This window comes from Duganella flavida (assembly GCF_009857445.1).
In the GTDB taxonomy this organism is placed as follows: Bacteria; Pseudomonadota; Gammaproteobacteria; order Burkholderiales; family Burkholderiaceae_D; genus Rugamonas; species Rugamonas flavida.
Map to the genome: position 1 here is coordinate 77,345 of NZ_WWCN01000001.1, position 23,622 is coordinate 100,966.

16 protein-coding genes are annotated in these 23,622 nt (G+C 62.6%); 13 read left to right on the top strand and 3 right to left on the bottom strand.

Annotated elements, in window-relative coordinates:
* Positions 1 to 111 precede the first annotated feature (111 nt).
* From GTP46_RS00355 to GTP46_RS00375, 5 genes are all read left to right on the top strand, one after another.
* The gene (locus GTP46_RS00355; RefSeq protein WP_229258740.1) at positions 112 to 3,048 is read left to right on the top strand and encodes a TonB-dependent receptor; all 2,937 of its coding nucleotides are present in this window, start codon (positions 112 to 114) and stop codon (positions 3,046 to 3,048) included.
* A 102-nt stretch (positions 3,049 to 3,150) separates the two neighbouring features.
* Positions 3,151 to 4,692: a tryptophan halogenase family protein gene (locus GTP46_RS00360; RefSeq protein WP_161004664.1), complete on the top strand. Its 1,542-nt coding sequence runs from the start codon at positions 3,151 to 3,153 to the stop codon at positions 4,690 to 4,692.
* A gap of 18 nt (positions 4,693 to 4,710) precedes the next feature.
* Entirely contained in the window at positions 4,711 to 5,415 is a 705-nt protein-coding gene (locus tag GTP46_RS00365) for a SapC family protein (RefSeq protein WP_161004665.1), read from the top strand.
* Entirely contained in the window at positions 5,408 to 6,412 is a 1,005-nt protein-coding gene (locus tag GTP46_RS00370; RefSeq protein ID WP_161004666.1) for a cupin-like domain-containing protein, read from the top strand. The genes GTP46_RS00365 and GTP46_RS00370 overlap by 8 nt, the downstream gene beginning before the upstream one ends.
* A 13-nt stretch (positions 6,413 to 6,425) precedes the next feature.
* Complete coding sequence (locus GTP46_RS00375) at positions 6,426 to 7,940, top strand: tryptophan halogenase family protein (protein WP_161004667.1); 1,515 nt, start codon at positions 6,426 to 6,428, stop codon at positions 7,938 to 7,940.
* 3 nt (positions 7,941 to 7,943) lie between these two features.
* On the opposite strand, the gene GTP46_RS00380 is transcribed toward GTP46_RS00375, so the two are convergent.
* Complete coding sequence (locus GTP46_RS00380; protein WP_161004668.1) at positions 7,944 to 8,828, bottom strand: LysR family transcriptional regulator; 885 nt, start codon at positions 8,826 to 8,828, stop codon at positions 7,944 to 7,946.
* A 108-nt stretch (positions 8,829 to 8,936) separates the two neighbouring features.
* Here GTP46_RS00380 and GTP46_RS00385 point away from each other — a divergent pair, with 108 nt between their 5' ends.
* The 7 genes from GTP46_RS00385 (at position 8,937) to GTP46_RS00415 (ending at position 20,652) form a co-directional block, all read left to right on the top strand.
* Positions 8,937 to 9,677 (top strand): SDR family oxidoreductase, encoded by a 741-nt coding sequence (locus GTP46_RS00385; protein WP_161004669.1) that lies wholly within the window; start codon positions 8,937 to 8,939, stop codon positions 9,675 to 9,677.
* Positions 9,678 to 9,862: 185 nt separating this feature from the next.
* The gene (gene pulA, locus GTP46_RS00390; protein WP_229258741.1) at positions 9,863 to 12,967 is read left to right on the top strand and encodes a pullulanase-type alpha-1,6-glucosidase; all 3,105 of its coding nucleotides are present in this window, start codon (positions 9,863 to 9,865) and stop codon (positions 12,965 to 12,967) included.
* Positions 12,968 to 13,068: 101 nt separating this feature from the next.
* Complete coding sequence (locus GTP46_RS00395; RefSeq protein WP_161004671.1) at positions 13,069 to 13,356, top strand: PsiF family protein; 288 nt, start codon at positions 13,069 to 13,071, stop codon at positions 13,354 to 13,356.
* Between the two features lie 164 nt (positions 13,357 to 13,520).
* A complete protein-coding gene (locus GTP46_RS00400) occupies positions 13,521 to 15,998 on the top strand; it encodes a chemotaxis protein CheW (protein ID WP_229258742.1) in 2,478 nt (825 codons plus the stop codon).
* Between the two features lie 114 nt (positions 15,999 to 16,112).
* Positions 16,113 to 16,745 carry a head GIN domain-containing protein gene (locus tag GTP46_RS00405; protein ID WP_161004672.1) on the top strand — a complete coding sequence of 211 codons (633 nt, stop codon included), beginning with the start codon at positions 16,113 to 16,115 and terminating at the stop codon, positions 16,743 to 16,745.
* A gap of 86 nt (positions 16,746 to 16,831) precedes the next feature.
* Positions 16,832 to 19,114, top strand: a complete 2,283-nt coding sequence (locus tag GTP46_RS00410) for a putative bifunctional diguanylate cyclase/phosphodiesterase (protein ID WP_161004673.1) — start codon at positions 16,832 to 16,834, stop codon at positions 19,112 to 19,114.
* 38 nt (positions 19,115 to 19,152) lie between these two features.
* Positions 19,153 to 20,652, top strand: a complete 1,500-nt coding sequence (locus GTP46_RS00415) for a methyl-accepting chemotaxis protein (RefSeq protein ID WP_161004674.1) — start codon at positions 19,153 to 19,155, stop codon at positions 20,650 to 20,652.
* Here GTP46_RS00415 and GTP46_RS00420 read toward each other — a convergent pair whose 3' ends face one another.
* Positions 20,653 to 21,519 (bottom strand): head GIN domain-containing protein, encoded by an 867-nt coding sequence (locus GTP46_RS00420; protein ID WP_161004675.1) that lies wholly within the window; start codon positions 21,517 to 21,519, stop codon positions 20,653 to 20,655.
* Positions 21,520 to 21,622: 103 nt separating this feature from the next.
* On the opposite strand from GTP46_RS00420, the gene GTP46_RS00425 reads away from it, so the two are divergent.
* Positions 21,623 to 21,976, top strand: a complete 354-nt coding sequence (locus GTP46_RS00425) for a nucleotide pyrophosphohydrolase (protein WP_229258743.1) — start codon at positions 21,623 to 21,625, stop codon at positions 21,974 to 21,976.
* 1 nt (position 21,977) lies between these two features.
* On the opposite strand, the gene GTP46_RS00430 is transcribed toward GTP46_RS00425, so the two are convergent.
* A complete protein-coding gene (locus GTP46_RS00430) occupies positions 21,978 to 23,237 on the bottom strand; it encodes a glycoside hydrolase family 5 protein (protein ID WP_161004677.1) in 1,260 nt (419 codons plus the stop codon).
* Positions 23,238 to 23,622: the final 385 nt, after the last annotated feature.

A 23,622-nucleotide genomic window follows, 5' to 3' on the forward strand; every position in this document is an offset into this window, starting at 1 on the left:
AAACCTTTCCAAGCCGCCGGCTCTCTGGATAGGAAAAGCAGTAGATAAAGCGTTGTTGTTTATAAAAACACAGGAGATACCATGCATTATCCTAAGGCACGACAGACACTCATGAGCCTGGCAGTCGCCAGCGCCTGCGCGGCAGCCCACGCGCAGGAAGCACCGGCGAAAGCCGCAGAAGCAGAACCACAAAGCGTAGTCGTTACCGGCCTGCGCGCATCGATGCAGTCCTCGCTGAACCTGAAGCGCAATTCCGACGGTATCGTCGACGGCATTGTGGCGGAAGATATCGGCAAGTTCCCCGACACCAACCTGGCCGAATCGCTGCAGCGTATTTCCGGCGTCTCGATCGACCGTTCGATCGGTGAAGGCTCCAAGATCACCGTGCGCGGCGTCGGCCCCGACTTCAATATGGTGCTGCTGAACGGCCGCCAGATGCCGACCTCGAACCTGGGCGATTTAAATGGGCGCGCGTTCGACTTCGCCAACCTGGCGTCGGAAGCCATCTCGCAAATCCAGGTCTACAAGACCAGCCGCGCCGACTCGCCAACCGGCGGCATCGGCGCCACCCTGAATGTGATGACCGCGCGTCCGTTCGAGCGTCCAGGCCTGCACTCGAGCCTGGGCATCAAGGGCGTGTACGACACCACCAACAGCAACCTGCCGGGCGACGTCAAAGCCAGCAAATCCCTGACGCCTGAAGTGTCGGGCCTGTACTCGGACACCTTCGCCAACAACACCTTTGGCGTGGCGCTGACCGGCAGCTACCAGGAACGCAACCTGGGCTACAACACCGCCGCTGTCTCGAACGGCTGGCGCGGCCCGTTCCGCGGCGATGAAAACAACTGGGGCACCATTCCAAATGGCCCGAGCGATGCGTGCCCGGCCTGCGTGGTCACCAACCGCCCGACCGGCGCCCAGCTGTACTCGGTACCGCAAAACCTGAACTACAACTTCAACGGCGTGAAACGCCAGCGTACCAACGCCCAGCTGACCCTGCAGTACAAACCGGTCGACACCCTGGTCACCACGCTGGACTACACCTACTCGGAAAATAAGATCCAGACCAAGCGCAACGACCTGTCGGCCTGGTTCAACTTCGGCCCATCGAGCAGCTCGTGGACCGCAGGTTCGCCTTCGAGCCCGCTGATCTACAAAGAAATCATCCCGCTGAAAGATGGCGCCGGCACTTCCGACATCGCGATGGGTGCGGCCGACTTCGCCACCAAAACGCAAAACAAATCGTTGGGCTTCAACGCCGTGTGGAAACCATCGAGCGAGCTGCGCTTTGAACTCGACACCCACCACTCGACCGCCACCTCGGGCGCCGACAGCCCGTTCGGCTCGAGCAATACCCTCGGCACCGCCAGCTTCAGCCGCGGCACCACTACGGCCGACTTCAGCAAGGATTTCCCGGTGCTGAGCATCGAGGGCGCCGACTTCGTCAAAGCCGGCCAGCAAGTGACCGGTTCGGTGTTTACCAACCAGTACATGCGCGGCGAGATCGACCAGACCCAGGTCAAGGGGGCATGGAAGGTGCTGGAAGCATCCGAGCTGAAGTTCGGCCTCAACTACACCAAGTCGGACAACCGCTCGGCCTTCTCCAACCAGCAGCGCGACACCTGGGGCGGCGCCACCAAGCCGTCCGACTACCCGAGCAGCGTGTGGCACCAGCAAAGCGTGCGCCAGTACTTCGACAAGATCGACGGCAGCAGCAACTCCAACCTGTTCAACCAGTTCTACACCTTCAATTTCGCCCAAGTGCGTCAGCTGGCGGCCACCGCATCCGGCAAGCCTGAGCTGTACCTGCCGAAGACCTACTTCGATAACGATGCCCGCACCTCGGAAAAATCCAAGGCGCTGTACCTGCAGTTCAATACCGAATGGGATACCGCCCTGCCGATCCACACCGCCATCGGCGCGCGCTACGAGAAGACCGACGTCATCTCGACCGCACTGGTGCCGGCCGCCGTCAACATCAAGTGGGTATCGCAGAACGAGCTGCCGATCACCTTTGGCGATCCAACCTTCACCACCCTGACCGGCGCTTACCACAACCTGCTGCCGAGCTTCGACTCGGATATCGAGCTGACGCAAAACCAGAAGCTGCGCTTCAGCTACGGCGAAACCATCGGCCGTCCACGCTATGACCAGATCCAGGGCGGCACCACGCTGAACTCGCTGGTACGTACCGACGGCGGCACCGGTTCGCAAGGCAATCCATCGCTGAAACCGGTCAAGTCGAAAAATCTGGACCTGTCCTACGAGTGGTACTACGGCAAGCAGAACTTCGTGTCGCTGGGCCTGTTCAAGAAAGACCTGGAGAACTACGCCGGCCAGTCGCGCATCATCGCCACCCCGTTCAACCTGCACACCCCGGTTGGTGGCGCACTGTGGAACGAGGCGCTGGGCAAAGGCTGCGCCAACACTGACACCACCTGCATCCGCAACTACATCTTCCGCAACCACCCGACCGCCCCTGGCGTGACCCGTGGCGCCGACGATGCACTGGGCAATGCTACCGGCACCATCATCGGCCAGCCGAGCGATCCGGTCGCGCAGTTCCAGATTACCTCCTTCTCCAACCAGAAGAAGGCCAATCTGCACGGCGCCGAGATCAACCTGCAGCACATGTTCGGCGACAGCGGCTTCGGCGTGTCGACCAACTACACCTTCGTGCACTCGGGCCTGCGTTACGACAACAACGCAGTGGGCGAGCAGTTTGCGCTGGTGGGCCTGTCGAACTCGTACAACGTCATCGGTATCTACGAGGACAAGAAGTTTACGGGCCGCCTGGCCTACAACTGGCGCGGCGAGTTCCTGGCCTCGACCTTCGACGGCTCGGGTCCTAACCCGCAGTACGTGGAACCGTACGGCCAGCTCGACGTCAGCCTGACCTATGCCATCAACGAGAAGCTGAGCGTGCAAATCGAAGGCATCAACGTGACCAACGAAATCACCCGCGTCCACAGCCGCACCAAGCAGCAGCTGGAATCGGTGACGCAGAACGGTCCGCGTTACATGGTAGGCCTGCGCTATAAGTTCTAACGCTGCTCGTTTGTTGTAAGAGCACCACGAAAAGGCCGCTGTTTCATCAGCGGCCTTTTTTCGGTTAAAATTTTCGTAACCCATTACGTAATAAGGCCCACCATGCTGAGACGTATCGTGATCGTAGGCGGCGGCTCTGCCGGCTGGATGACTGCCGGCCTGATCGCCGCAGAACATCGCGCCGCAGCTCCCGGCGGCCTGCAGATCACCCTGGTCGAATCCCCTGACGTTGCCCCCATCGGCGTGGGCGAAGGCACCTGGCCGAGCATGCGCGACACCCTGCACCGCATTGGCGTGTCCGAATCCGATTTCTTCCGCGAATGCGACGCCTCGTTCAAGCAAGGCTCGCGCTTCAACCGCTGGGTCGATGGCGGCGAGCACGATTACTACTTCCACCCTTTCGTCCTGCCGCAAGGCTACGGCGAGGTGAACCTGCCCGAGCAATGGCAAGCGCTGGGGGCGTCAGTGCCGTTTGCCGACCTGGTCAGCTTCCAGCCGCATTTGTGCACCCAGGGCCGCGCCCCCAAGCAAGTGCAGACGCCCGAGTACGCGGCGGTGGCCAACTACGGCTACCACCTCGACGCCGGCAAGTTCGGCACCTTCCTGCGCAAACACTGCCTGGAAAAGCTGGGCGTGCAGTACGTGTCGGACCACGTGGTCGGCATCAACTCGCATGACAACGGCGACATCGCCTCATTGCAAACGCAAAAGCATGGCGCGCTTGAAGGCGACCTGTTCATCGACTGCACCGGCCTGCAATCGCTGCTGCTGGGCCAGCACTACGGCATCCCGCTGATTCCGCAAAAACACGTGCTGTACAACGACTCGGCACTGGCGGTGCAGATCCCGTATCCGGCCGAGGACAGCCCGATTGCCTCGCAGACCTCCTCCACCGCGCAAAGCGCCGGCTGGATCTGGGATATCGGCCTGCCAACCCGGCGCGGCATCGGCCACGTCTACGCCAGTGGCTACATCAGCGACGACCAGGCCGAAGCGGAGCTGCGCGCCTACATCGTGCAGAGCGGTGGCCCGCGTGAGATTCCGCAGCCGCGCAAACTGACCTTCGAGCCCGGCTACCGCGAAAAATTCTGGCACCGCAACTGCGTGGCCATCGGCTTGTCAGCCGGTTTTATCGAACCGCTGGAAGCATCGGCGCTGGCCATCGTTGAAATGTCGGCCGCCATGATCAGCGACGACCTGCCAGCCTCGCGCGCGGCGATGGACATCGTGGCCAAACGCTTCAACCACGCTTTCACCTACCGCTGGGAACGCGTGATCGACTTCCTCAAGCTGCACTACGTGCTGAGCCGGCGCCGCGACACGCCCTACTGGCGCGACAACACCGATCCGGCCAAGGCGCCAGAACGCCTGCGCGACCTGCTGACGCTGTGGCAGCACCGCGCGCCATCGCGCAGCGACTTCAACCGCATCGAGGAAGTATTTCCCTCGGCGAGCTACCAATACATCCTGTACGGCATGGGCTTCCGCAGTGACTTCAGCCGCGCGCCCAAACCGCAGGAAGCCGGCATGGCCGATGGCTACTTCCACGAAGCAGCCACCTTGACCAGAAAAATGCTGGGCGCGTTGCCGGATAACCGCGCGCTCATCAATCACATCAAGCTTCACGGCTTGCAGAAAATTTAAAACGAGAAGAGACACCATATGCCTAACCCAGTTTTGCTGAACAACCTCGAACACCGCGACCTGCGCGTGATCACCCGCCGCGGCGCTGACCTGGGCGACCAGTTGATGTCGGTTGCCACCTTCCCGGCCGAATTCCGCGACGTGCAAGCCTGCTACCCCATCGTGTTCCGCAAGACCGTGGACGGCCTGGGCTTCGAGCCGATCGCCCTGTTCGGCTTCCAGGAAGGCGAGAACCTGTTCCTCAAAGGCGAACGCTGGGAAGCGCCTTACGTGCCGATGATGGTGGAGCGCCAGCCTTTCCTGATCGGCGTCAGCGGTGACCAGTTGATGGTGAATATCGACCTCGACCACCCGCGCGTCAGCCAGTTCGACGGCCAGCAAGTATTCCTGCCACACGGCGGCAACACCGACTTCCTCGAACAAATGAACTCGCTGCTGTTCGGCATCCACCAGGGCATGCAAGATTTACCTGGCTTCCTGTCGGCGCTGCTGGAAAACGAACTGCTGGAAAGCTTTGTGCTCGACATCGAACTCAACGACGGCTCGCAAAACCGCCTGGTCGGCTTCTACACCATCAACGAAGACCGTCTGCAAGCGCTGAGCGGCGAAGCCATCGCCAAGCTGCACGCGGCCGGCTACTTGCAAGCGATTTACCTGGTGATCGCCTCGCTGTCCAACTTCCGCATGCTGATCGACCGTAAGAACGCCCTCGTCCATGCCTGAAGCCATCCGCGAAGTCAGCGGCCTCGGGCCGGCTGACCTGACTGACGAACTGCTCACCGCCACCACGCCGGTGGTGCTGCGCGGCCTCGCATCGAGCTGGCCGATGGTGCGTGCTGCGCTGGAATCCGACCGCGCCGGCAGCGACTACCTGCGCCGCCACTACCAGGGCGCCACCATCGGCGCCATGCTGGGCGGGCCGGACGCGGGCGGCCGCTTCTTCTATAACGACGACCTGAGCGGCTTCAATTTCCAGCCGGTGCACGCCAAGCTGACCGGCGTGCTGGACGAGATCGAAGCCAAGAGCCAGATGGACCCGGCACCGACCATCTACGTCGGCTCCACCACCATCGACACCTGCCTGCCCGGCTTCCGCGAATTCAACGATTTGCAGCTGGGTGCGCGCGATACGCTGGCCAGCATCTGGATCGGCAACCGCACCCGCATCGCCGCCCACTACGACTTGCCGGACAATGTGGCCGTGGTGGCAGCCGGCCATCGCCGCTTCACCCTGTTCCCGCCGTCGCAGCTGCAGAACCTGTACGTGGGACCGGTAGACTTTACGCCGGCCGGCCAGGCCATCAGCCTGGTCGATTTCCTGAATCCGGATTTCAACAAGTTTCCCAAGTTTGCCGAAGCGCTCAAGCACGCGCTGGTGGCCGAGCTGGGTCCGGGCGACGCCCTGTTCATCCCGAGCATGTGGTGGCATCACATTGAAGCGCTGGACGCCTTCAACGTGCTGGTCAACTACTGGTGGCGCCAGTCGCCGGACTATATGGACACCCCGACCAACGCCCTGATGACGGCCTTCCTCAGCATGCGCGACCTGCCTCCAGCGCAGCGCAAGGCGTGGCAGGAGATTTTCCGTCATTACATTTTCGAGGCCGACGAAGAAACGGCTGCTCATATCCCGCCCAATGCGCGCGGCGTCCTGGCGCCGCTGACGACCGATGGCGCGCGCGCCCTGCGCACACAACTACTCAAAAGACTAAACCGTTAAGGAGACCCTGAATATGCGTGATCCGAACAATCGCCAACCCGTCCGCCGCGTAGTCATCTGCGGCGGCGGCACGGCCGGCTGGATGGCTGCGGCCGGCATCTCCAAAGTGCTGGGCAAGCTGCTCGACATCAAACTGATCGAGTCGGAAGAAATCGGCACCGTGGGCGTGGGCGAAGCCACCATCCCAACGCTGATGAACTTCCACAACGTATTGGAAATCAACGAGCAGGAATTCATGGCCGAGACCCAGGCCACCTTCAAGCTCGGCATCAGCTTTGAAGAATGGCGCAACGTCAAGGAAGACTACATCCACTCCTTCGGCGTTACCGGCACCGACCACTGGACCGCCGGCTTCCAGCACTTCTGGCGCAAGGGCGTCGAGCGCGGCATCGCCAGCGACTACGGCGACTACTGCCTGGAGCTGAAAGCATCGAAAGAAAACCGCTTCGCCCACCTGCCGAACAACGGTATGAACTACGCCTACCACCTGGACGCCAGCCGCTACGCCAAATACCTGCGCCGCCTGAGCGAGCCGCGCGGCGTGCAGCGCATCGAAGGCAAGATCGTCAGCTACGCCAAGCACGCCAACGGCGACGTACGTTCCGTCACGCTGGCCTCGGGCCAGGAAATTGAAGGCGACCTGTTCATCGACTGCACCGGCTTCCGCGCCCTGCTGATCGGCGACGCCATGCAAGAGGAAGTGGAAGACTGGTCGCAATGGCTGTTCTGCGACCGCGCGATTGCCGTGCAAACTACCTCGGTCGGCGACGCCGTGCCGCTGACCCGTTCGATGGCGCACCAGGCCGGCTGGCAGTGGAAAATCCCGCTGCAGCACCGCGTCGGCAACGGCATCGTATATTCGAGCCGCTATCTGGACGACGACGCCGCGCGCAAACAGCTGCTGGCCAACGTCACCGGCAAGACACTGATCGAACCGCGCGTGATCAAGTTCCAGCCTTGCCAGCGCCGCGAAACGTGGAAAGGCAATGTGGTGGCGATCGGCCTGTCGAGTGGCTTCCTGGAGCCGATTGAATCGACCAGCATCCACCTGATCCAGCGCAGCGTAATCCGCCTGATGCAATCGTTCCCGTCGGACGGCATCCACCAGGCCGACATCGACGAATACAACGCCCAGTGCAACCGCGAGATCGACCACATTCGCGACTTCATCATCCTGCACTACCACGTCAACAACCGCACCGATTCGCAGTTCTGGATCGATGCGCGCGAGATGAGCATTCCCGATTCGCTCAAACACCGCATCGACCTGTTCAAGGAAAGTGGCCGCGTGTTCCGGATTCCAAACGAACTGTTCGCGGAGAACTCGTGGATCCAGGTGATGCTGGGCCAGGGCATCATGCCGAAGTCGCACCACCAGACCGCTGACCTGATGGGCGATGAAGAGCTGAAAGGCTTCCTCGGCGGGATCAAAGGCCGCATCGACCGCACCGTGGTGCAGCTGCCGACCCACCAGGCCTACGTCGAACGCTACTGCGGCCGCCCGGACGCCGGCGCCAAGGCCGCGTAAGTCCTATCCGCCCAGCCCCGCCACCAGCTGGTCGAACACCAGCCGGATGCGCGGCGGCACCGGGCCGCGCTGGGGGCGGTAAACGTAAATGTCCCACGCCTCCGGCTGCAATTTCTGCAGCACCGGCACCAGCTTGCCGCTGGCGATATGCTCATCAGCCATAAAGCCCGGCAATTGGCCAAAGCCGATGCCGGCCATGATGGCGTCAAATTCCGCTTCCGAATCACTGCTGAGAAAACGCGGGTTGACCGGCGAGATATGCTGGCCACCGCTGAAGTACCACGGCCACGGCCGGCCGGTGCTGAGGTCGCGCAGCGAGGTGGTCGGCAGTTCATGCAGTTGCTCGATGGTCTTCGGTTTGCCGTGCTGCGCGATCAGCTCCGGCGTGCCAACCGTGCGGAACGGCGGCGACGCCACGCGGCGCGCGATGTAGCGGCTGTCATGCATGGAACCGAAGCGCACGCCGATGTCGATGCGTTCATCCACCACGTCGGCGTGGGTGTCGCTGAACTGGATGTCAAAGCGCAGCAGTGGATACTGACGGCCCAGCGCCAGCAGCACCGGCAGCATCAGTCGCCGTCCCAGTCCCACCGGTGCGGTCAGCCGCACCAATCCTGCCGATGGCTCCTGCGCCGATTGCGACTGGAACAGCGCATCCACCTGCTGCACACTGTCGCGCGCCTGCGTGGCAAGGTGCTCGCCGTAGGTGGTGATCTGGATGCCGCGCGTGTTGCGGTGGAATAGCAGCTCGCCCTGCACTGCTTCCAGGTCCTGCACGGCGCGCGTGACGGCTTGCGGTGAAATCCCCAGCCGCGCTGCGGCCTCCTTGAAGTTGCGCGCCTCGGCGGCGGCCACGAAAATGCGCAACATTTCCAATCGGTTCAGCATGGCTAGATAATTCCTAAAAATGGAATTCTCAAATCATATCATTTCCATTTATTCCCATAGTCAGGCTCCCTATACTTGCTTCATCAACCAACCACCAGGAGTCCTGAAATGAATAACATCGAAAACAAAGTCGTTGTGATCACCGGCGCCAGCAGCGGTCTCGGCGAAGCCACTGCCCGTTACCTGGCCGCACGCGGCGCCGCTGTGGTGCTCGGCGCACGCCGCACCGAGAAGCTGGAGCAAATCGCCGGCGAGATCCACACTGCCGGCGGCAAGGCCGAAGTGGTGGCCACCGACGTCACCAACAAGCAGCAAGTGCAAGCGCTGATCGACACTGCCGTGCGCGTCTACGGCCGCGTCGACGTGTTGATCAACAACGCCGGCCTGATGTCGATTGCGCCACTGGACGAGCTCAAAGTCGACGAATGGGACCGCATGATCGACATCAACGTCAAAGGCGTGCTGTACGGGATTGCCGCCGCGCTGCCGCAGTTCCGCAAACAAAACAGCGGCCACTTCATCAACATCGCCTCGGTGGCCGGTATCAAAGTGTTCAGCCCGGGTGGCACCGTCTACAGCGGCACCAAGTTCGCCGTGCGCGCCATCTCGGAAGGCTTGCGCCATGAAGTGGGCGGCAGCATCCGCACCACCACCATCGAACCGGGCGCGGTCGATTCCGAACTGAAGCTGGGCAGCTCGCACCAAGCCAGCTCCAACTTCGTCCAGGAGTTCTACAAACTGGCGATTCCAGCCGACGCCGTGGCCCGCGCCATCGCCTACGCCATCGAGCAACCGGCCGATGTCGACATCAACGAAATCGTCCTGCGCCCAACCGTGCAAGACTTCTAAGCCCTTGCCAAACCACAGCGCCACCTCGGGTGGCGTTTTTTTTGCGCCACACTCCGTAAAAATATTTATCATTTTTGAATTTTGTAAGTAGTAATATTACAAACCCATCCGGGACAAAGAATACCGGAGGCAAAATCACACCAACAACGGAGATATGCATGAAACCTAACTGTAGTTTAGTTTCAATGGCGAAACTCGCCTTGGCCATGGCGACATTGGCCACGCTGGCAGCTTGCGGCGGTGGCGGCAGTGACGCCGATACCGCCAGCCCGGCCACCAAGACACTTGCCGCCCCTTTGCAAACCCGCGCCAGCGGCACGTCCGCCAGCACCAACCCTGTCACCGCCGGCAACATCCGCATGCACTTCCACCGCACCCAGGGCGACGAAGCCCAGTGGGGCGTGTATTCGTGGGACGGCCCGGTCAACCCGAGCCCGGGCTGGATCACCGGCCGCTTCATGATGAACCAGGCCGACAGCTTCGGCGGCTATGTCGACATCCCGATCAACACCGGCAAATCGGCGATCTGGTTCCTGGTCACCGACGGCAGCGGCAACAAGAATTGCGGTAACGACCAATCTGCCGCCTTCAGCAGCAACATCGCTACCGCCGGCCAGGAAGTCTGGCTGCTGGAGGGCGATTGCACCGTCTACAACAGCCAGCCAGCCATCAGCTTCGGCAACCTGAACAACGCCAACGCTCACTGGCTGAACGCCACCACCCTGGCTTGGCCCGGCGTGCCCGTCAGCGGCGCCAGCTACAAGCTGTACTACGCGACCAACGGCGGCCTCGGTTCCAGCGTGGACGGCGTCACCGGCGCCGACGGCAGCATCGCGCTGACCAGCGCCGCCAGCCTGCCCGCCTACCTGCAGCAAAAATATCCGCACTTGGCCGGCGCCACCGCGCTCAGCATCTCGCCGTACGACGCCAATAGCCTGGCAGCCAAGGTCAGAAACCAGTTCGCCATCGCCCAGTTCGATGCGGCGGGCAAGCTGGTGCAAGTGACCTCGCTGCAAATCAGTGGCATGTTGGACAGTGTGTTTGCCAGCGCCATCAATGCCAAACTGGGTGTCAGCTTCGCCAGCAATGGCGTACCGACCTTCCGCCTGTGGGCGCCGACCGCCAAATCGGTCAGCCTCAACCTGTACCCGGACGCCAACGCAGCAGCCACCGTCACGCGCGCCATGAAGTTCGACTACGCCAGCGGCGTGTGGAGCTACACCGCGCCTGACGCCAGCTGGGCCAACCGCTACTACTACACCTACAACGTGCAGGTGCTATCACGCTGGGCCGGCAATACGCTGGTCAACAACACCGTCACCGATCCTTACTCGCTGAGCCTGAACGCCAACAGCCAGCGCAGCTTCATCGCCAACCTCGATAGCAGCGCGCTGAAACCAAGCGGCTGGGATGGCCAACGTGTGCCGCGCCTTGCGCATCCGGCCGACATCGCGCTGTACGAATTGCACATCCGCGATTTCAGCATCAGCGACAGCAGCGTGCCAGCCGCGCACCGCGGTAAATACCTGGCCTTCACCGATGCCAACTCGAACGGCATGCGCCACCTCGGCGACATGCAGAAGGCCGGCCTGAGCCACATCCACCTGCTGCCGACGTTTGACATCGCCAGCGTCAACGAAGCTGGCTGCACCACGCCAACCATCCCGAACGGCGCCGCCAACGGCACCGAGCAGCAGGCGGCGGTGGAAGCCGCGCGCGGCACCGACTGCTTCAACTGGGGCTATGATCCGGTCCATTACACGGCGCCGGAAGGCAGCTACTCGTCCAACGCCAACGACGGCGCGGTGCGCGTGCGCGAGTTCCGCGCCATGGTGCAGGGCCTGCACGAACAAGGCCTGCGGGTGGTGATGGACGTGGTCTACAACCACACCAGCGCCTCGCAGCAAGGTTCGCTGTCGGTACTCGATAAAATCGTACCGACCTACTACTACCGCCTGAACGCGGGCGGCAGCATCACCAACGACAGCTGCTGCGCCGACACCGCCTCGGAGAACGCCATGATGGCCAAGCTGATGATCGACTCCACCAGCACCTGGGCGCGCGACTACAAAGTCGACGGCTTCCGCTTCGACATCATGGGCTTCACGCCGCTGTCGGTGATGAAGCAGCTGCAAAGCTCCGTCAACCAGGCGGCCGGCCGCGACATCTACCTGTACGGCGAGGCCTGGAACTTCGGCACCGTCGCCAACGACAGCCGCTTCGTGCAGGCGCGCCAGGCGAATATGTACGGCAGCGGCATCGGCTCGTTCAACGACCGCATCCGCGACACCATGCGCGGCGGCGGCTGCTGCGACAGCGGCGATGCGCTGCTGAGCCAGCAAGGTCTGGTCAACGGCGTCTACACCGATCCAAACGGCCACTCCTCGCAGACCAAGGATGACTTGCTGCGCCTGGGCGACCTGGCCAAGGTAGCGCTGTCCGGCACCCTGCGCGACTACCGCTTCACCGACCGCTCGGGCACGCTGCGCAAGAACTCCGAGATCGACTACTTCGGCCAGCAAGCGGGCTTCGCCGCGCAGCCGTCGGAAACCATCAACTACGTGGAAGCGCACGACAACCAGACCCTGTTCGACCTCAACGCCTACAAGCTGCCGCAAAACACCGCGCTGGCCGACCGCGTGCGGGCGCAGAACCTGGGCGCGGCTTTCACCGTGCTGTCGCAAGGCTTGCCTTTCCTGCACGCCGGCCAGGAAATCCTGCGCTCCAAATCGATGGACCGTGACAGCTACGATGCAGGCGACTGGTTTAACAAGCTGGACTACAGCTACCAGTCCAACAACTTCGGCGTCGGCTTGCCGCTGGCCGCAGTCAACTCGGGCAACTGGCCGCTGATGTCGCCGATTCTGGCCAATACGCTGATCAAGCCGGACACCGCCGCCATCGTCGCCGCGCGCAATGTGATGAACGACTATCTCGCGATCCGCCAGGACAGCACGCTGTTCCGCCTGCGCACGGCAGCCGACGTCGCCGACCGCCTGCGCTTCCACAACACCGGTCCATCGCAAGTGGCGGGCGTGATCGTGATGAGCATCAACGGCCAGCGTTATGACGGCGCGAAATACAAATCAGTCGTCACGCTGTTCAACGTCACCAGCAGCGCGCAAACCGTGAGCGCCGCCGAACTGGCGGGCCGCAGCCTGAAGGTGCACAAAGTGCAGCGCAACTCCAGCGGCGACACGCTGGCCCGCACCGCCACCTACAGCAGCACCAACGGCAGCTTCACCGTCCCGCCGCGCACCACCGTGGTATTCGTGGAGGGCGACGACTGACGCAGGAAAATTAGGCGTGGCGGGATAAGTCCGTTATAGTAAAACTGCGGCAAGCATCCCGCCACGCCCACCACCGTGCTTTTATCCTGCGAGGAATTCACATGAAAAAACTGTTCGTAGCCAGCTTGATCCTGTCCCTGAGCGGCGCCGTGTTGGCGGCCGAACCGACTGCACAGCAAAACAAGATGAAAACTTGTAATGCCGATGCCACCGGTAAAAAAGGCGATGAGCGCAAGGCCTTCATGAAGGAATGCCTGAGCGCCAAGCCAGCCGCCGAAGCGCCAAAAATGACGCAGCAGGACAAGATGAAAAAATGTAATGCCGACGCCACCGGCAAAAAAGGCGATGAACGCAAAGCTTTCATGAAGGAGTGCCTGAGCAATAAATAAGCAGGCCGTGCCCCATGCCAACGCCACCCAGACGGGTGGCGTTTTTTTTGGTGCAAAAAGTTTCCCGTGGCACATTGTTTGCTTAAAAAATACTTCTTTCACGACTAGCTCAAACCGTAATGACCATTTACACCCAAGCTAATTCGGACATATTCCTACCCCATATGCCCGACGTCGCCCGCTGCGAAACCTCCCTGCGGGAACTCAACCAGATGTGGCGCCTCATCGAGTCGTCCGCCAAGATGAATTGTCCGGCCGAAGCGCGCCTGCTGCTGCCGGCGATGGTGGCCACCCGCACCGGTTTCGCGCACCTGGAGCAGGCGCTGGTTGCCAACCTGGTGCAGGAAAAGGTGCGCCACGTGCTGGCCGACCTTGGCACGCAGGCGCGCTACGCCATCGACATCCTGGTACGCAACCTGTTCGAGCGCACCGCCGATGTCGGCTTCCTCGCCACCGATGTCGCGCTGTGCCGCTTCGTGGCCGGCCTCGACGACGACCGTGAGCAAGCGCGCCAGCGCCTGTCCGACTACCGCGACAAGTACACCGTCTACGATGAAATCCTGTTGCTCGACACCGAAGGCCGCGTGCTGGTGCAAGCCGATCCATCTACCCCGGTGACATACAGCCGCGACCCGCTGCTGCAGCAAACGCTGGAGCAGCACAGCTACCACGAAACCTTCCGCGCCACCGACCTGCGGCCCGGCAAATCGCGCGCGCTGGTGTACTCGCACCGCATGCTGCATCCCGACACCGGCGCACCGGCTGGCGTGCTGTGCCTGTGCTTCAATTTCGAGCAGGAGATGAACACCATCTTCGCCGCCTACCGCGATCCTTCGCAGCGCGCCAACATGCTGCTGCTTGACGCGCAAGACCACGTGATCAGCAGCGCCGATCCGCTGTGGATCCCAGCCGGCGTGCGCGTGCCCACCAATGCCGACGGCCAGCCGCACTTGCTGATGTTCGGCGGCCGCGAATACCTGGTGCGCACCTTCAGCTCGGCCGGCTACCAGGGCTATCCCGGCCCGGCAGGCTGGAAGGCGCAACTGATGATCCCGGTCGACCTGGCGTTCCGCGGCAACGGCGAGCACGCACTGGCCGGGGTTGAACCAGCGCTGATGCAAGGCCTGCTGTCGCACGCGGAAGCCTTCAGCCCGCCGCTGCATGAGCTGATGAGTTCGGTCACCAAGACCACCCGCACCATCGAGCGCATCGTCTGGAACGGCAAGGTCACCAGCGCCGCCAACGACAGCGCAAGCCAGAATGGCGGCGGCATCAACAAACTCAACACCGTGCTCGACCAGATCACCGAAACCGGCGAGCGCAGCGACGCGCTGTTCTCGCACTCGATCCAGGACCTGTACCAGACCGTGCTGGCTTCCAGCATCAGCGAAGCTGCGCTGACCTCGCAGCTGCTGGTCGATATGCTGGACCGCAACCTGTACGAACGCGCCAACGATGGCCGCTGGTGGGCGCTGTCGGCCCAGCTGCGGCGCGGGCTGGCGCAGCCCTCCGATGCGCAAACCGCCGCCATGGCCGAAGTGCTCCGCTACATCAACAGCCTGTACACCGTGTACGCGCGCCTGTTCGTCTACGACCGCAGCGGCCGCATTATCGCCAGCACCGGCGACCAGCAAGCAGTCGGCCAGTTCATCAGCGGCGAGACGCTGACCCGCGTGTGCGCGCTGCGCAGCGAGCTCGATCACTACCCGGAGCCGTTCGCGCCGTCGCCACTGTACGGCGGCCAGCCCACCTACATCTACCACGCGGCAATCCGCCATCCCGAGCAAAGCGCGACCGTCATTGGTGGCATCGGCATCGTGTTCGACGCCCAGCCGGAGCTGCTCAACATGCTGCTCAGCGGCGTGGCCGGGCGCGCGCACATGCGCGCCTACGTCGTCACGCCGGAGGGCCGCGTGCTGTCCTCCACCGATGCTGCCTGCGCGCCGGGCGCGCTGCTACAACTGGAAGCAGGCCTGCTGGCGCAAGCCTGCGCTGGAAATGGCGCCAGCGTGGCGCGCATCCTGCAGCACGACGGTCAGTACGTGATCGCCGCCTGCACCCGCGCCAGCGGCTACCGCGAATTCCGCGCTGCCGACGGCGTCGAGCAGCCGGTGATTGCGGTGCTGCTGCAAGCCTTTGGTCCGGTGCGCCACGAACTGCCGCGCGCCGGCGTGCGCATCGAGCGCCTGCGCGACAGCGGTCCGGACTTCGCCATCTTCTACGCCGGCCGCACGCTGATGGCGCTGCGCGCGGCGCAGGTGCAGGAAGCGGTGCCGTACGCCAAAGTGCAGCGCACCGCCGGCGCCGGCCATCCGGCCCGGCTGGGCATGCTGGACGTGCCGCTGGCCGGTGGCCGCAAGCACTTCGTGTGGGTATTCGACCTTGCCTTGCTGGCCACCGGCAAGCCGGGCCTGGTCAGCGACAACAGCCAGGTGATGCTGGTGCATCAAGGCGACAGCACCATCGGCCTGCTGGTCGACGACCTGCATTCGGTGCAGCAGTTCGACAGTGCCGACATGACCGAGTCGCCGCTGGGCGCCGGCGAGTCCGCGCTGGCGCCGCGCCTGATCAAGGCCAACCAGGGCAATGTGCTGATCCAGGAAATCGACATCGAACGCCTGTTCACGAAGCTGCGAGCGTAGTCCTCGCGCAACACAGGCCGGGATTTTTGCAGTTCGTCGCAAACTTGTCGGCGTTAGCTAAAAATTCAGTAAAATTAATATTGTCGTATTTGTTAACCTTACCGAGGAATTACCATGCGCCGTACCGTTGCAGCTGTCCTGATCCCCGCCTTGTTTGCTCTCAGCGCTGCTGCACACGGCGCCGAGTCCAAGCGCACCCTGCCCGGCTTTATCGCCATTAACGCCAAGGGCGCTTTCAGCATGAAGGTGCAGGTCGGCGACGCGCAATCGGTGGTGGTCAGCGGCGAAGACAAATTCGTCAGCATGCTGAAGACCGAGGTGATCGACAATGAGCTGCAAGTCATCCTGCCGGACAAGCAGTTCACCTCCGCCAAGGGCGCGCCCACCGTCACCATCACAGTGCCGTCGCTGAGCCGCGTCAAGCTGGAAGGCGCGGGCGAAACCCAGCTCCACAACATCAACACCGACCGCATCGACATCAGCTACCTCGGCGCCGGCCAGCTGGTGGCCGACGGCAAGGTCAAGTACCTGCGCCTGAGCGCCAAGGGCGTGGGCCGGGTCGACACCCGCAAGCTGCAGGCCGAGCGCGTCGATGTGCAGTTCGAAGGCGTGGGCAATATCAGCGTCTACGCCTCCGACCTGCTGAACGCCGTGGCCAAGGGTATTGGCGGCCTGACCTACTACGGCCATCCCAAAAAAGTGAACAAGGAAGTGGCTGGGATCGGCAGCATCCAGGCCGGGGAATAAGGCTAGAATTGCCACGGTGACACGGCATGCGAATGCGGGTACTATCAGTTGCATCACTACCGTAACGCATCCTGGAGGCTTCCCCCGTGGCAGTGGCCAATGACATAGCGCACTGGCGCGCGCAAATCTTTGCCAAGCTGCTGCTGGTTGTGTTCTTGCTCGGGCTGGCCACAGCCGTGCCCAGTGTGCTGTTGGCCGTCAGCGAAGGCATGTGGTCGATCGCCGTGGTCGACAGCGTGGCGCTGGTGTGGGTCGGCGTAATCTGGCGCTGGCGCAGCATTTCCTACACCTCGCGTGTCATCAATTTTTTGACCGTGGCCTTTGTGCTCGGCATCGCCCTGCTACTCAAGGTGGGGCCGGTCAGTCAGATTTACCTGATGGCAGTGCCGGTGCTGGCGGCGCTGCTGCTGGGACTGCGGCCAGCCATGGTCACACTGATACTGGCCGGCCTGGCCGTGATGGTGCTGGGCTTTGAAGACAACGCCAACCTGCACCTGCAAGGCTTACCCGATTACGGCTTCCTCAAGGCCGCCATTATCTCCATCAATTTCATGTTCATGACGGCGGTACTGACGCTGTCGTGCGCGGTGCTGCTGCAGCACCTTGAGCGCTCGTTCGACCAGCTGTCGCTGCTGAACGCCGAACTGCGCCTGACCTCGGCCGCCGTGGCGCGCCTGAACGACATGGTGCTGATCGCCGAAGTCGACAAGCACTCCACCACGCCGGAGACCGCGCAGCACATCATCTTCGTCAACGAAGCGTTCGAGCGCCGCACCGGCTACCGCCGCGACGAGGTGCTGGGCCAGAATCTGCGCATGCTGCGTGGGCCGGACACCGAGCAATCGGTGGTGGACGACATCGAACGCCATATGGCGCGCAGCCAGCCGGTGCGCGCCGAGCTGCTCAACTACACCAAGACCGGCGAGCCGTACTGGGTCGAGACCGAGCTGGTACCGTTTGCCGACGAGGGCGGCGTCTACACGCACTGGGTGGCGGTCGAACGCGATATCACCGAACGCAAAAAATCGCAGGACGATATCCACCGCCTGGCATTCTTCGATGTGCTGACCGGCCTGCCCAACCGCCGCCTGCTGATGGACCGCATCGACAAGCTGCTGGCCAGCTCCGAACGCGGCGGCACTTACAGCGCCGTGATGTTCATCGACCTCGATCGCTTCAAGACCATCAACGACGCGCGCGGCCACGCCATCGGCGACGCCCTGCTGTGCAACGCCGCCGACCGCCTCAGCAAATTGATGCGCAAGGCCGACACCGTGGCGCGCATCGGCGGCGACGAGTTTGTGGTGCTGCTGGGCCACCTGTCGCACGAGCTGCCCGGCGCCACCCATGCGGCGCTAACGGTGGCGGAAAAAATCCGCGCCGCCATCGGCCAGGATTTCGAGATCGAAGGCCAGACCTACAACTCCACCGCCAGCATCGGCGTGACCATGCTGCCGCGCGCTGGCCACGGCGGCCAGACCTCGCAAGACCTGCTGCGCGAATCCGATACCGCCATGTACCGCGCCAAGTCCGATGGCCGCAACGGCATCGCCTTCTTCGAATCCGAGATGCAGGCTGAAGTCGAACAGCGCCTGACGCTGGAGCGCGACCTGAGCGCAGCATTGGCCGCCGGCCAGCTGCAGATGCACGTGCAGGCACAGGTCGACCGCAGCGGCCGCGCCATCGGCGGCGAGCTGCTGATGCGCTGGCCGCTGGCCGAAGGCGGCATGGTGCCACCCAACGTCTTCATCCCGGTGGCGGAAGAATCGGGCCTGATAGTTGAACTCGGCGGGTGGGCGCTACGCCAGGCCTGCGACGCCGTGCTGCAATTGCAAGCGGCAGGACTGACGATGCCGCTGTCCGTCAACGTCAGTCCAACCCAGTTCCGGCAAGCCGACTTCGTCGAGCAGGTGCGGCAAGCGCTGGCCGACAGCGGCGCCCCTGCACGCCTGCTGGTGCTGGAAGTGACCGAAGGCCTGTTGATCGACAAGATGGACGACACCATCGCCCGCATGCACCAGCTGACCGAAATGGGCCTGCGCTTCTCGATTGACGATTTCGGCACCGGCTATTCCAGCATGGCCTATCTGAAGAAGATGCCGCTGTACGAGTTGAAGATCGACCGCAGCTTCATCATGGACACGCCGGAAGACGCCAGCAGCAAGGCGCTGGTGCAGTCCATCCTGGCGATGGCGGGCCACCTCGGTTTGCGGGTGGTGGCGGAAGGCGTGGAAACGCAGGCGCAGGCCGACTTCCTGATCGCCAACGACTGCGACAGCATGCAAGGATATCTGTACGCGCGGCCGATGCCCTTGGCGGCGCTGATCGAACGGTTACAAGGAACTACGGCAGTGGCAGCCGTCGGTTAAGTCACATGACAGCCACCTAAAAAATAGGGGAGCATGCAATGAAACTGAGCGTCGCGCAAAAACTGGGACTACTGGCAGGTGCAGCCCTGACAGGCATCGTGGTGCTGGCCGGCCTGGCCCAATATCAGATGGACGAAGTCTATGAGGCCGCCAACTTCTCCACGGTCAACACGGTACCCAGTCTGGTGGTGCTGGACAAGGTGCGCGACAGCTTCCTGCGCATGCGCATCCGCGTCAACCAGCACGTGCTCAATTCCGATGACAAAAAGTTCGCGGAGCTCGACAAGCAAGTCGACGATATGCGCAAGCTGGTCGACGACAACCTGAAAAAATACGAAGCGCTGCTGGCCGACGACAAGGACAAAGCCATCCTGGCCCGCGAGCACGATGCGTGGACCAAGGTGCAGCCGCAGATTGAAGCGGTGCTGCAGGAATCGCGCTCCAACCACAACGACAAGGCGCGCGCCCTGCTGGACCAGGCACGCCCGGCGATCCAGGTGATGCAGGCGGCCATCGATGAACACTTCGATTACAACGTCGATCTCGGCCAGCACGGCGCCGAACAGGCAGTGCTGGCCAAGAAAACTGCGATGCGCAATTCCATCATCATTGCCGTGGTCACGCTGGCGGCGGTGGCGTTGATCAGCGTCTTCATCGCGCGCGCCCTGCTCAAGCAATTGGGCGGCGAACCGGATTACGCGGCCGACATCGTCAACCGCATCGCCAACGGCGACCTGACGGTGCGGGTGCAGATCAAACCGGGCGACACCACCAGCCTGCTGGCGGCCATGAATAGCATGGTCGGCAACCTGTCACGCGTGGTGACCGAAGTGAATGACGGTGCGGAAGCCCTGGCCAGCGCCTCGGAAGAAGTCAGCGCCACCGCGCAGTCGCTGTCGCAGGGCGCCAGCGAGCAGGCGGCAGCGGCGGAAGAATCCAGTGCCGCCATCGAGCAGATGTCGGCCTCGATTGCGCAGAACACCGAGAACGCCAAGGTCACCGACAGCATGGCCGGCAAGGCTGCGCAGGAAGCCGGCGAAGGCGGCGAGGCGGTGCGCTCCACGGTGTCGGCGATGCGCGAGATTGCCAAGAAAATCGGCATCATCGACGATATCGCCTACCAGACCAATCTGCTGGCGCTGAACGCGGCCATCGAAGCGGCGCGCGCGGGCGAGCATGGTAAAGGCTTTGCGGTGGTGGCGGCCGAAGTACGCAAGCTGGCCGAGCGCAGCCAGGTGGCGGCGCAGGAAATCGAACAGGTGGCGTCGGGCAGCGTGTCGTTGGCCGAGAAAGCCGGATCACTGCTCGATACCATGCTGCCGAATATCAAACGCACCTCGGACCTGGTACAGGAGATTACGGCGGCATCGGAAGAACAGTCGGCCGGCGCGGGCCAGATCAATGCGGCCATGAGCCAGTTGAGCCAGACCACCCAGATGAACGCCTCCAGCTCGGAACAGCTGGCCGCCACCGCCGAAGAGATGAGCGGCCAGGCGGAACAGCTTCAGACCTCGATGGCGTTCTTTAAGGTGAGGTAATTACTGGACGAAACTCACGCGCTTGCCGCTGACGTTACGCTGTGCCGGATTGCCGTACACCGTCACACCGCCGGAACCGTTGGCAGCCGCCACCACCGACTGCGTGACGGCAGCCGAAATGCTGCCCGAACCGTTGGTGCTGAGTTCTGCGGTCTGGCTGGTCAGGCCGGCCAGGTCGGCGCTGCCGGAGCCGTTCAGGCGCACCGTCATATTGCGCACGTTGCCGCTGGCGTTGGCGCTGCCCGAGCCGTGCAGCTCAAGGTTCAGTTGCTCGCCATTGACGCGGCCCAGCGCCAACTGGCCGGAACCGCTCAAACGCGCCACCGTAGCGGTGCTGTCGAGGCCGGAGGCATTCAGGCCGCCGGAGCCATTCAGGCGCGCATCCAGCTGGCTGACATAGCCGCTCACCCGCACCGCGCGCGAACCATTCAGCGACAGGTTGAGCGGACCGCCGCTCAAGCCAGCGATATTCATCTGGCCCGAGCCGTTGGCCGTGACCTGGTGCAGCGCCGGCGTGGTGTAGGTCACGCGCAGCGGATTGCTGGTGCGGACATTGCCCTCCACCCAGATCCGCAGCGTGCCGTTGCTGGCGTCGGTGCGCAGCAGTGGCAAGATGTTGCTGTCGCCCTCCACTTGCAGCGAGGTGCCCTGGCCGACACGGATTTCAACCTGCATCGGGCCATTGACATCGATGCCGTCCAGCGTGGCGACCTGGCGCGTCTCGACCAGATTCTGGCCGTTGCCCTGCACCGCATCACCGCCGAAAGCGGACTTGTAATGCATACCACCCTCGCCATCCGGCACCACGATGACGGCGCAACCGGCGAGGATGGAGAGAGCAGCAAGAGCGATGAGAGTGCGGCGCATGATGGCGAGTCCTTAAAGTTATAATGCCGCCACTATAGCCAGCGCCCCTGGCGCACGTCCGCACCGTGCGACAAACGGTAGAAAACAAGGAATGAACCGCGCAATGACGACCTCCGACCTGCACGATCTGCACGATCTGCGTGAACGCACCCGCCAATTCGCCCAAGCCCGCGACTGGGCGCAATATCACACGCCCAAGAACCTGGCGATGGCAATGTCGGTGGAAGTGGCCGAAGTAGCCGAGCACTTCCAGTGGCTGCCAACCGGCGCCCCTGCCGAGCTGGACGCCGCCACCCGCGCCGCCGTCCGCCACGAACTGGCCGACGTGCTGCTCTATCTGGTGCAGCTGGCCGACAAGCTGGACGTCGACCTGCACGCCGCCGCCATCGAGAAAATGACGCTGAACGCCGTCAAGTACCCGCCGCTGCCGGGCTTGCCGCTTGGCGGGCGCCGCTGATTCACTTCACGCTGCACATGATGGCGTCGACAATGTCCTGATGGGTAAAGCTGTTGGTCCGGCGGTCGAAAATGCCCATGACGTCAGTCGAGGTCGCCGACCAGTTCAGATTGCCGTTGTCCCACCACAGCGTGGGTATGCCTGCCAGCCGCGCACCCCGTGCAAAATACTGTGCGTGCTTGACCCGCTCGGCGGCATTATTCTTGTCGGTAGAGGCCCACTCGCCCATGATCACCGGCGTTCCCTTCTGGACGTAGCGCGTATTCAGGCGCTGGAACAAGGCATCCAATTCCGCCTGGCCAGTGAATACCGCGCTGCCCTTCTGGTTCAGCGCGAAATCATACGGCGAATACGCGTGTGTCGACAGCGCCACCATCTTATCGTTCGGCAGCAGCAGGCCATTGAGCTGCTGCTCCCCCGGCGCCGCCGCGTAGGTCGGCAACATCACCAGCCGGCGCGCGTTGTTGCCGCCACTGGCGCGTATGGTGGCCAGGGCGGTGGCGTTAAGCCGGTTGAGCACATCGTAATATTCCGCCTTGCCGCCCCAGTCGTCCACCCCATCCACCGTCACGCGCGGTTCATTCATGACTTCAAAAATCAGGCGGTATTCGTACGGTTTGAAGCGCGCGGCAATCTGCGTCCACAGCTTGGTCAGCACCTCTTTCGCCACCGCCTCATTGGCGAGCGTGGGCATTTCCCAGCCCTTGTTATGGTGAATATTGACGATAACCAGCATGTCATTCGCCAGCGCATAGTTGGCGACTTCCTCTACCCGGTCCAGCCAGACGCGGTCGATGACCTTGCCCTCGCCGCTGATATGGTCGTCCCAGCTCACCGGCAGGCGCAAACTGCTGAAGCCAGCCTTTTTCAAGGCATCGATATTGGCTTTGGTGGTGACAGGGTTGCCCCAGAAGGTCTCATCGGCCAGCGAGCTCGCGGTGTTACCGCTCGCGTCCAGAGTGTTGCCGAGATTCCAGCCCGCGCCCATCTCCGCAACGATATCGAAACCGCTGCGCTGCTGGCAGGCCTTGCCGTTTTCAGCGCCAACGCCATCACTGCCCGCCGCTGCGGTGGACAGGCTGGCACAGAAAGGCAGGCTGGTCTTGGTCTGATACGGCGGCACCGTGACGGCGTTGCTGCAAGTGCCGCTCGATGGCGTCACCACCGGGGGCGGCGCGCTGGTGCTAGTCGACGCGGCAGCGGCGGTACCGCCAGATCCGCCACAGGCACCGAGCATCATGGCCAGCGCGCTAGCTGTCATGGCACGGCGCAGGGAGGGATACCGCTGTTGAGTCGGAATCGGTATGCAGTTCATCTTGTCTCTCTCGTTATAGTTAGAGCAAGAATAGTCGCATGGAAGCGATTTCCGGTAAATCCAATGGCGACGACGCCAACATGTTTCGTTAACCTGCGCTAAACATAAACTATTGAATTTACTGGGGAATTTTGGTGCGGCTGGCGGGGATCGAACCCACGACCCTTGGCTTCGGAGGCCCTCAGTCGACTGGTTTGGAGGCCGCATAAACTCTGTAACTCCTTGAATCTAAAGAATAACCGACCGGGAAACAGAAAGCAAGAAGAGGAAGCAAGAGGAAACAATTCGGTTAAATCTTCCCCAAATTTTCCCCATGGTTTCCCCAAAATTT

Excerpts from the sequence above, each read along its gene's own strand:
- GTP46_RS00355 (WP_229258740.1), top strand. The coding sequence starts at position 112 with ATGAGCCTGGCAGTCGCCAGCGCCTGCGCGGCAGCCCACGCGCAGGAA.
- GTP46_RS00360 (WP_161004664.1), top strand. The coding sequence starts at position 3,151 with ATGCTGAGACGTATCGTGATCGTAGGCGGCGGCTCTGCCGGCTGGATG.
- GTP46_RS00365 (WP_161004665.1), top strand. The coding sequence starts at position 4,711 with ATGCCTAACCCAGTTTTGCTGAACAACCTCGAACACCGCGACCTGCGC.
- GTP46_RS00370 (WP_161004666.1), top strand. The coding sequence starts at position 5,408 with ATGCCTGAAGCCATCCGCGAAGTCAGCGGCCTCGGGCCGGCTGACCTG.
- GTP46_RS00375 (WP_161004667.1), top strand. The coding sequence starts at position 6,426 with ATGCGTGATCCGAACAATCGCCAACCCGTCCGCCGCGTAGTCATCTGC.
- GTP46_RS00380 (WP_161004668.1), bottom strand. The coding sequence starts at position 8,828 with ATGCTGAACCGATTGGAAATGTTGCGCATTTTCGTGGCCGCCGCCGAG.
- GTP46_RS00385 (WP_161004669.1), top strand. The coding sequence starts at position 8,937 with ATGAATAACATCGAAAACAAAGTCGTTGTGATCACCGGCGCCAGCAGC.
- pulA (WP_229258741.1), top strand. The coding sequence starts at position 9,863 with ATGGCGAAACTCGCCTTGGCCATGGCGACATTGGCCACGCTGGCAGCT.
- GTP46_RS00395 (WP_161004671.1), top strand. The coding sequence starts at position 13,069 with ATGAAAAAACTGTTCGTAGCCAGCTTGATCCTGTCCCTGAGCGGCGCC.
- GTP46_RS00400 (WP_229258742.1), top strand. The coding sequence starts at position 13,521 with ATGCCCGACGTCGCCCGCTGCGAAACCTCCCTGCGGGAACTCAACCAG.
- GTP46_RS00405 (WP_161004672.1), top strand. The coding sequence starts at position 16,113 with ATGCGCCGTACCGTTGCAGCTGTCCTGATCCCCGCCTTGTTTGCTCTC.
- GTP46_RS00415 (WP_161004674.1), top strand. The coding sequence starts at position 19,153 with ATGAAACTGAGCGTCGCGCAAAAACTGGGACTACTGGCAGGTGCAGCC.
- GTP46_RS00420 (WP_161004675.1), bottom strand. The coding sequence starts at position 21,519 with ATGCGCCGCACTCTCATCGCTCTTGCTGCTCTCTCCATCCTCGCCGGT.
- GTP46_RS00425 (WP_229258743.1), top strand. The coding sequence starts at position 21,623 with ATGACGACCTCCGACCTGCACGATCTGCACGATCTGCGTGAACGCACC.
- GTP46_RS00430 (WP_161004677.1), bottom strand. The coding sequence starts at position 23,237 with ATGACAGCTAGCGCGCTGGCCATGATGCTCGGTGCCTGTGGCGGATCT.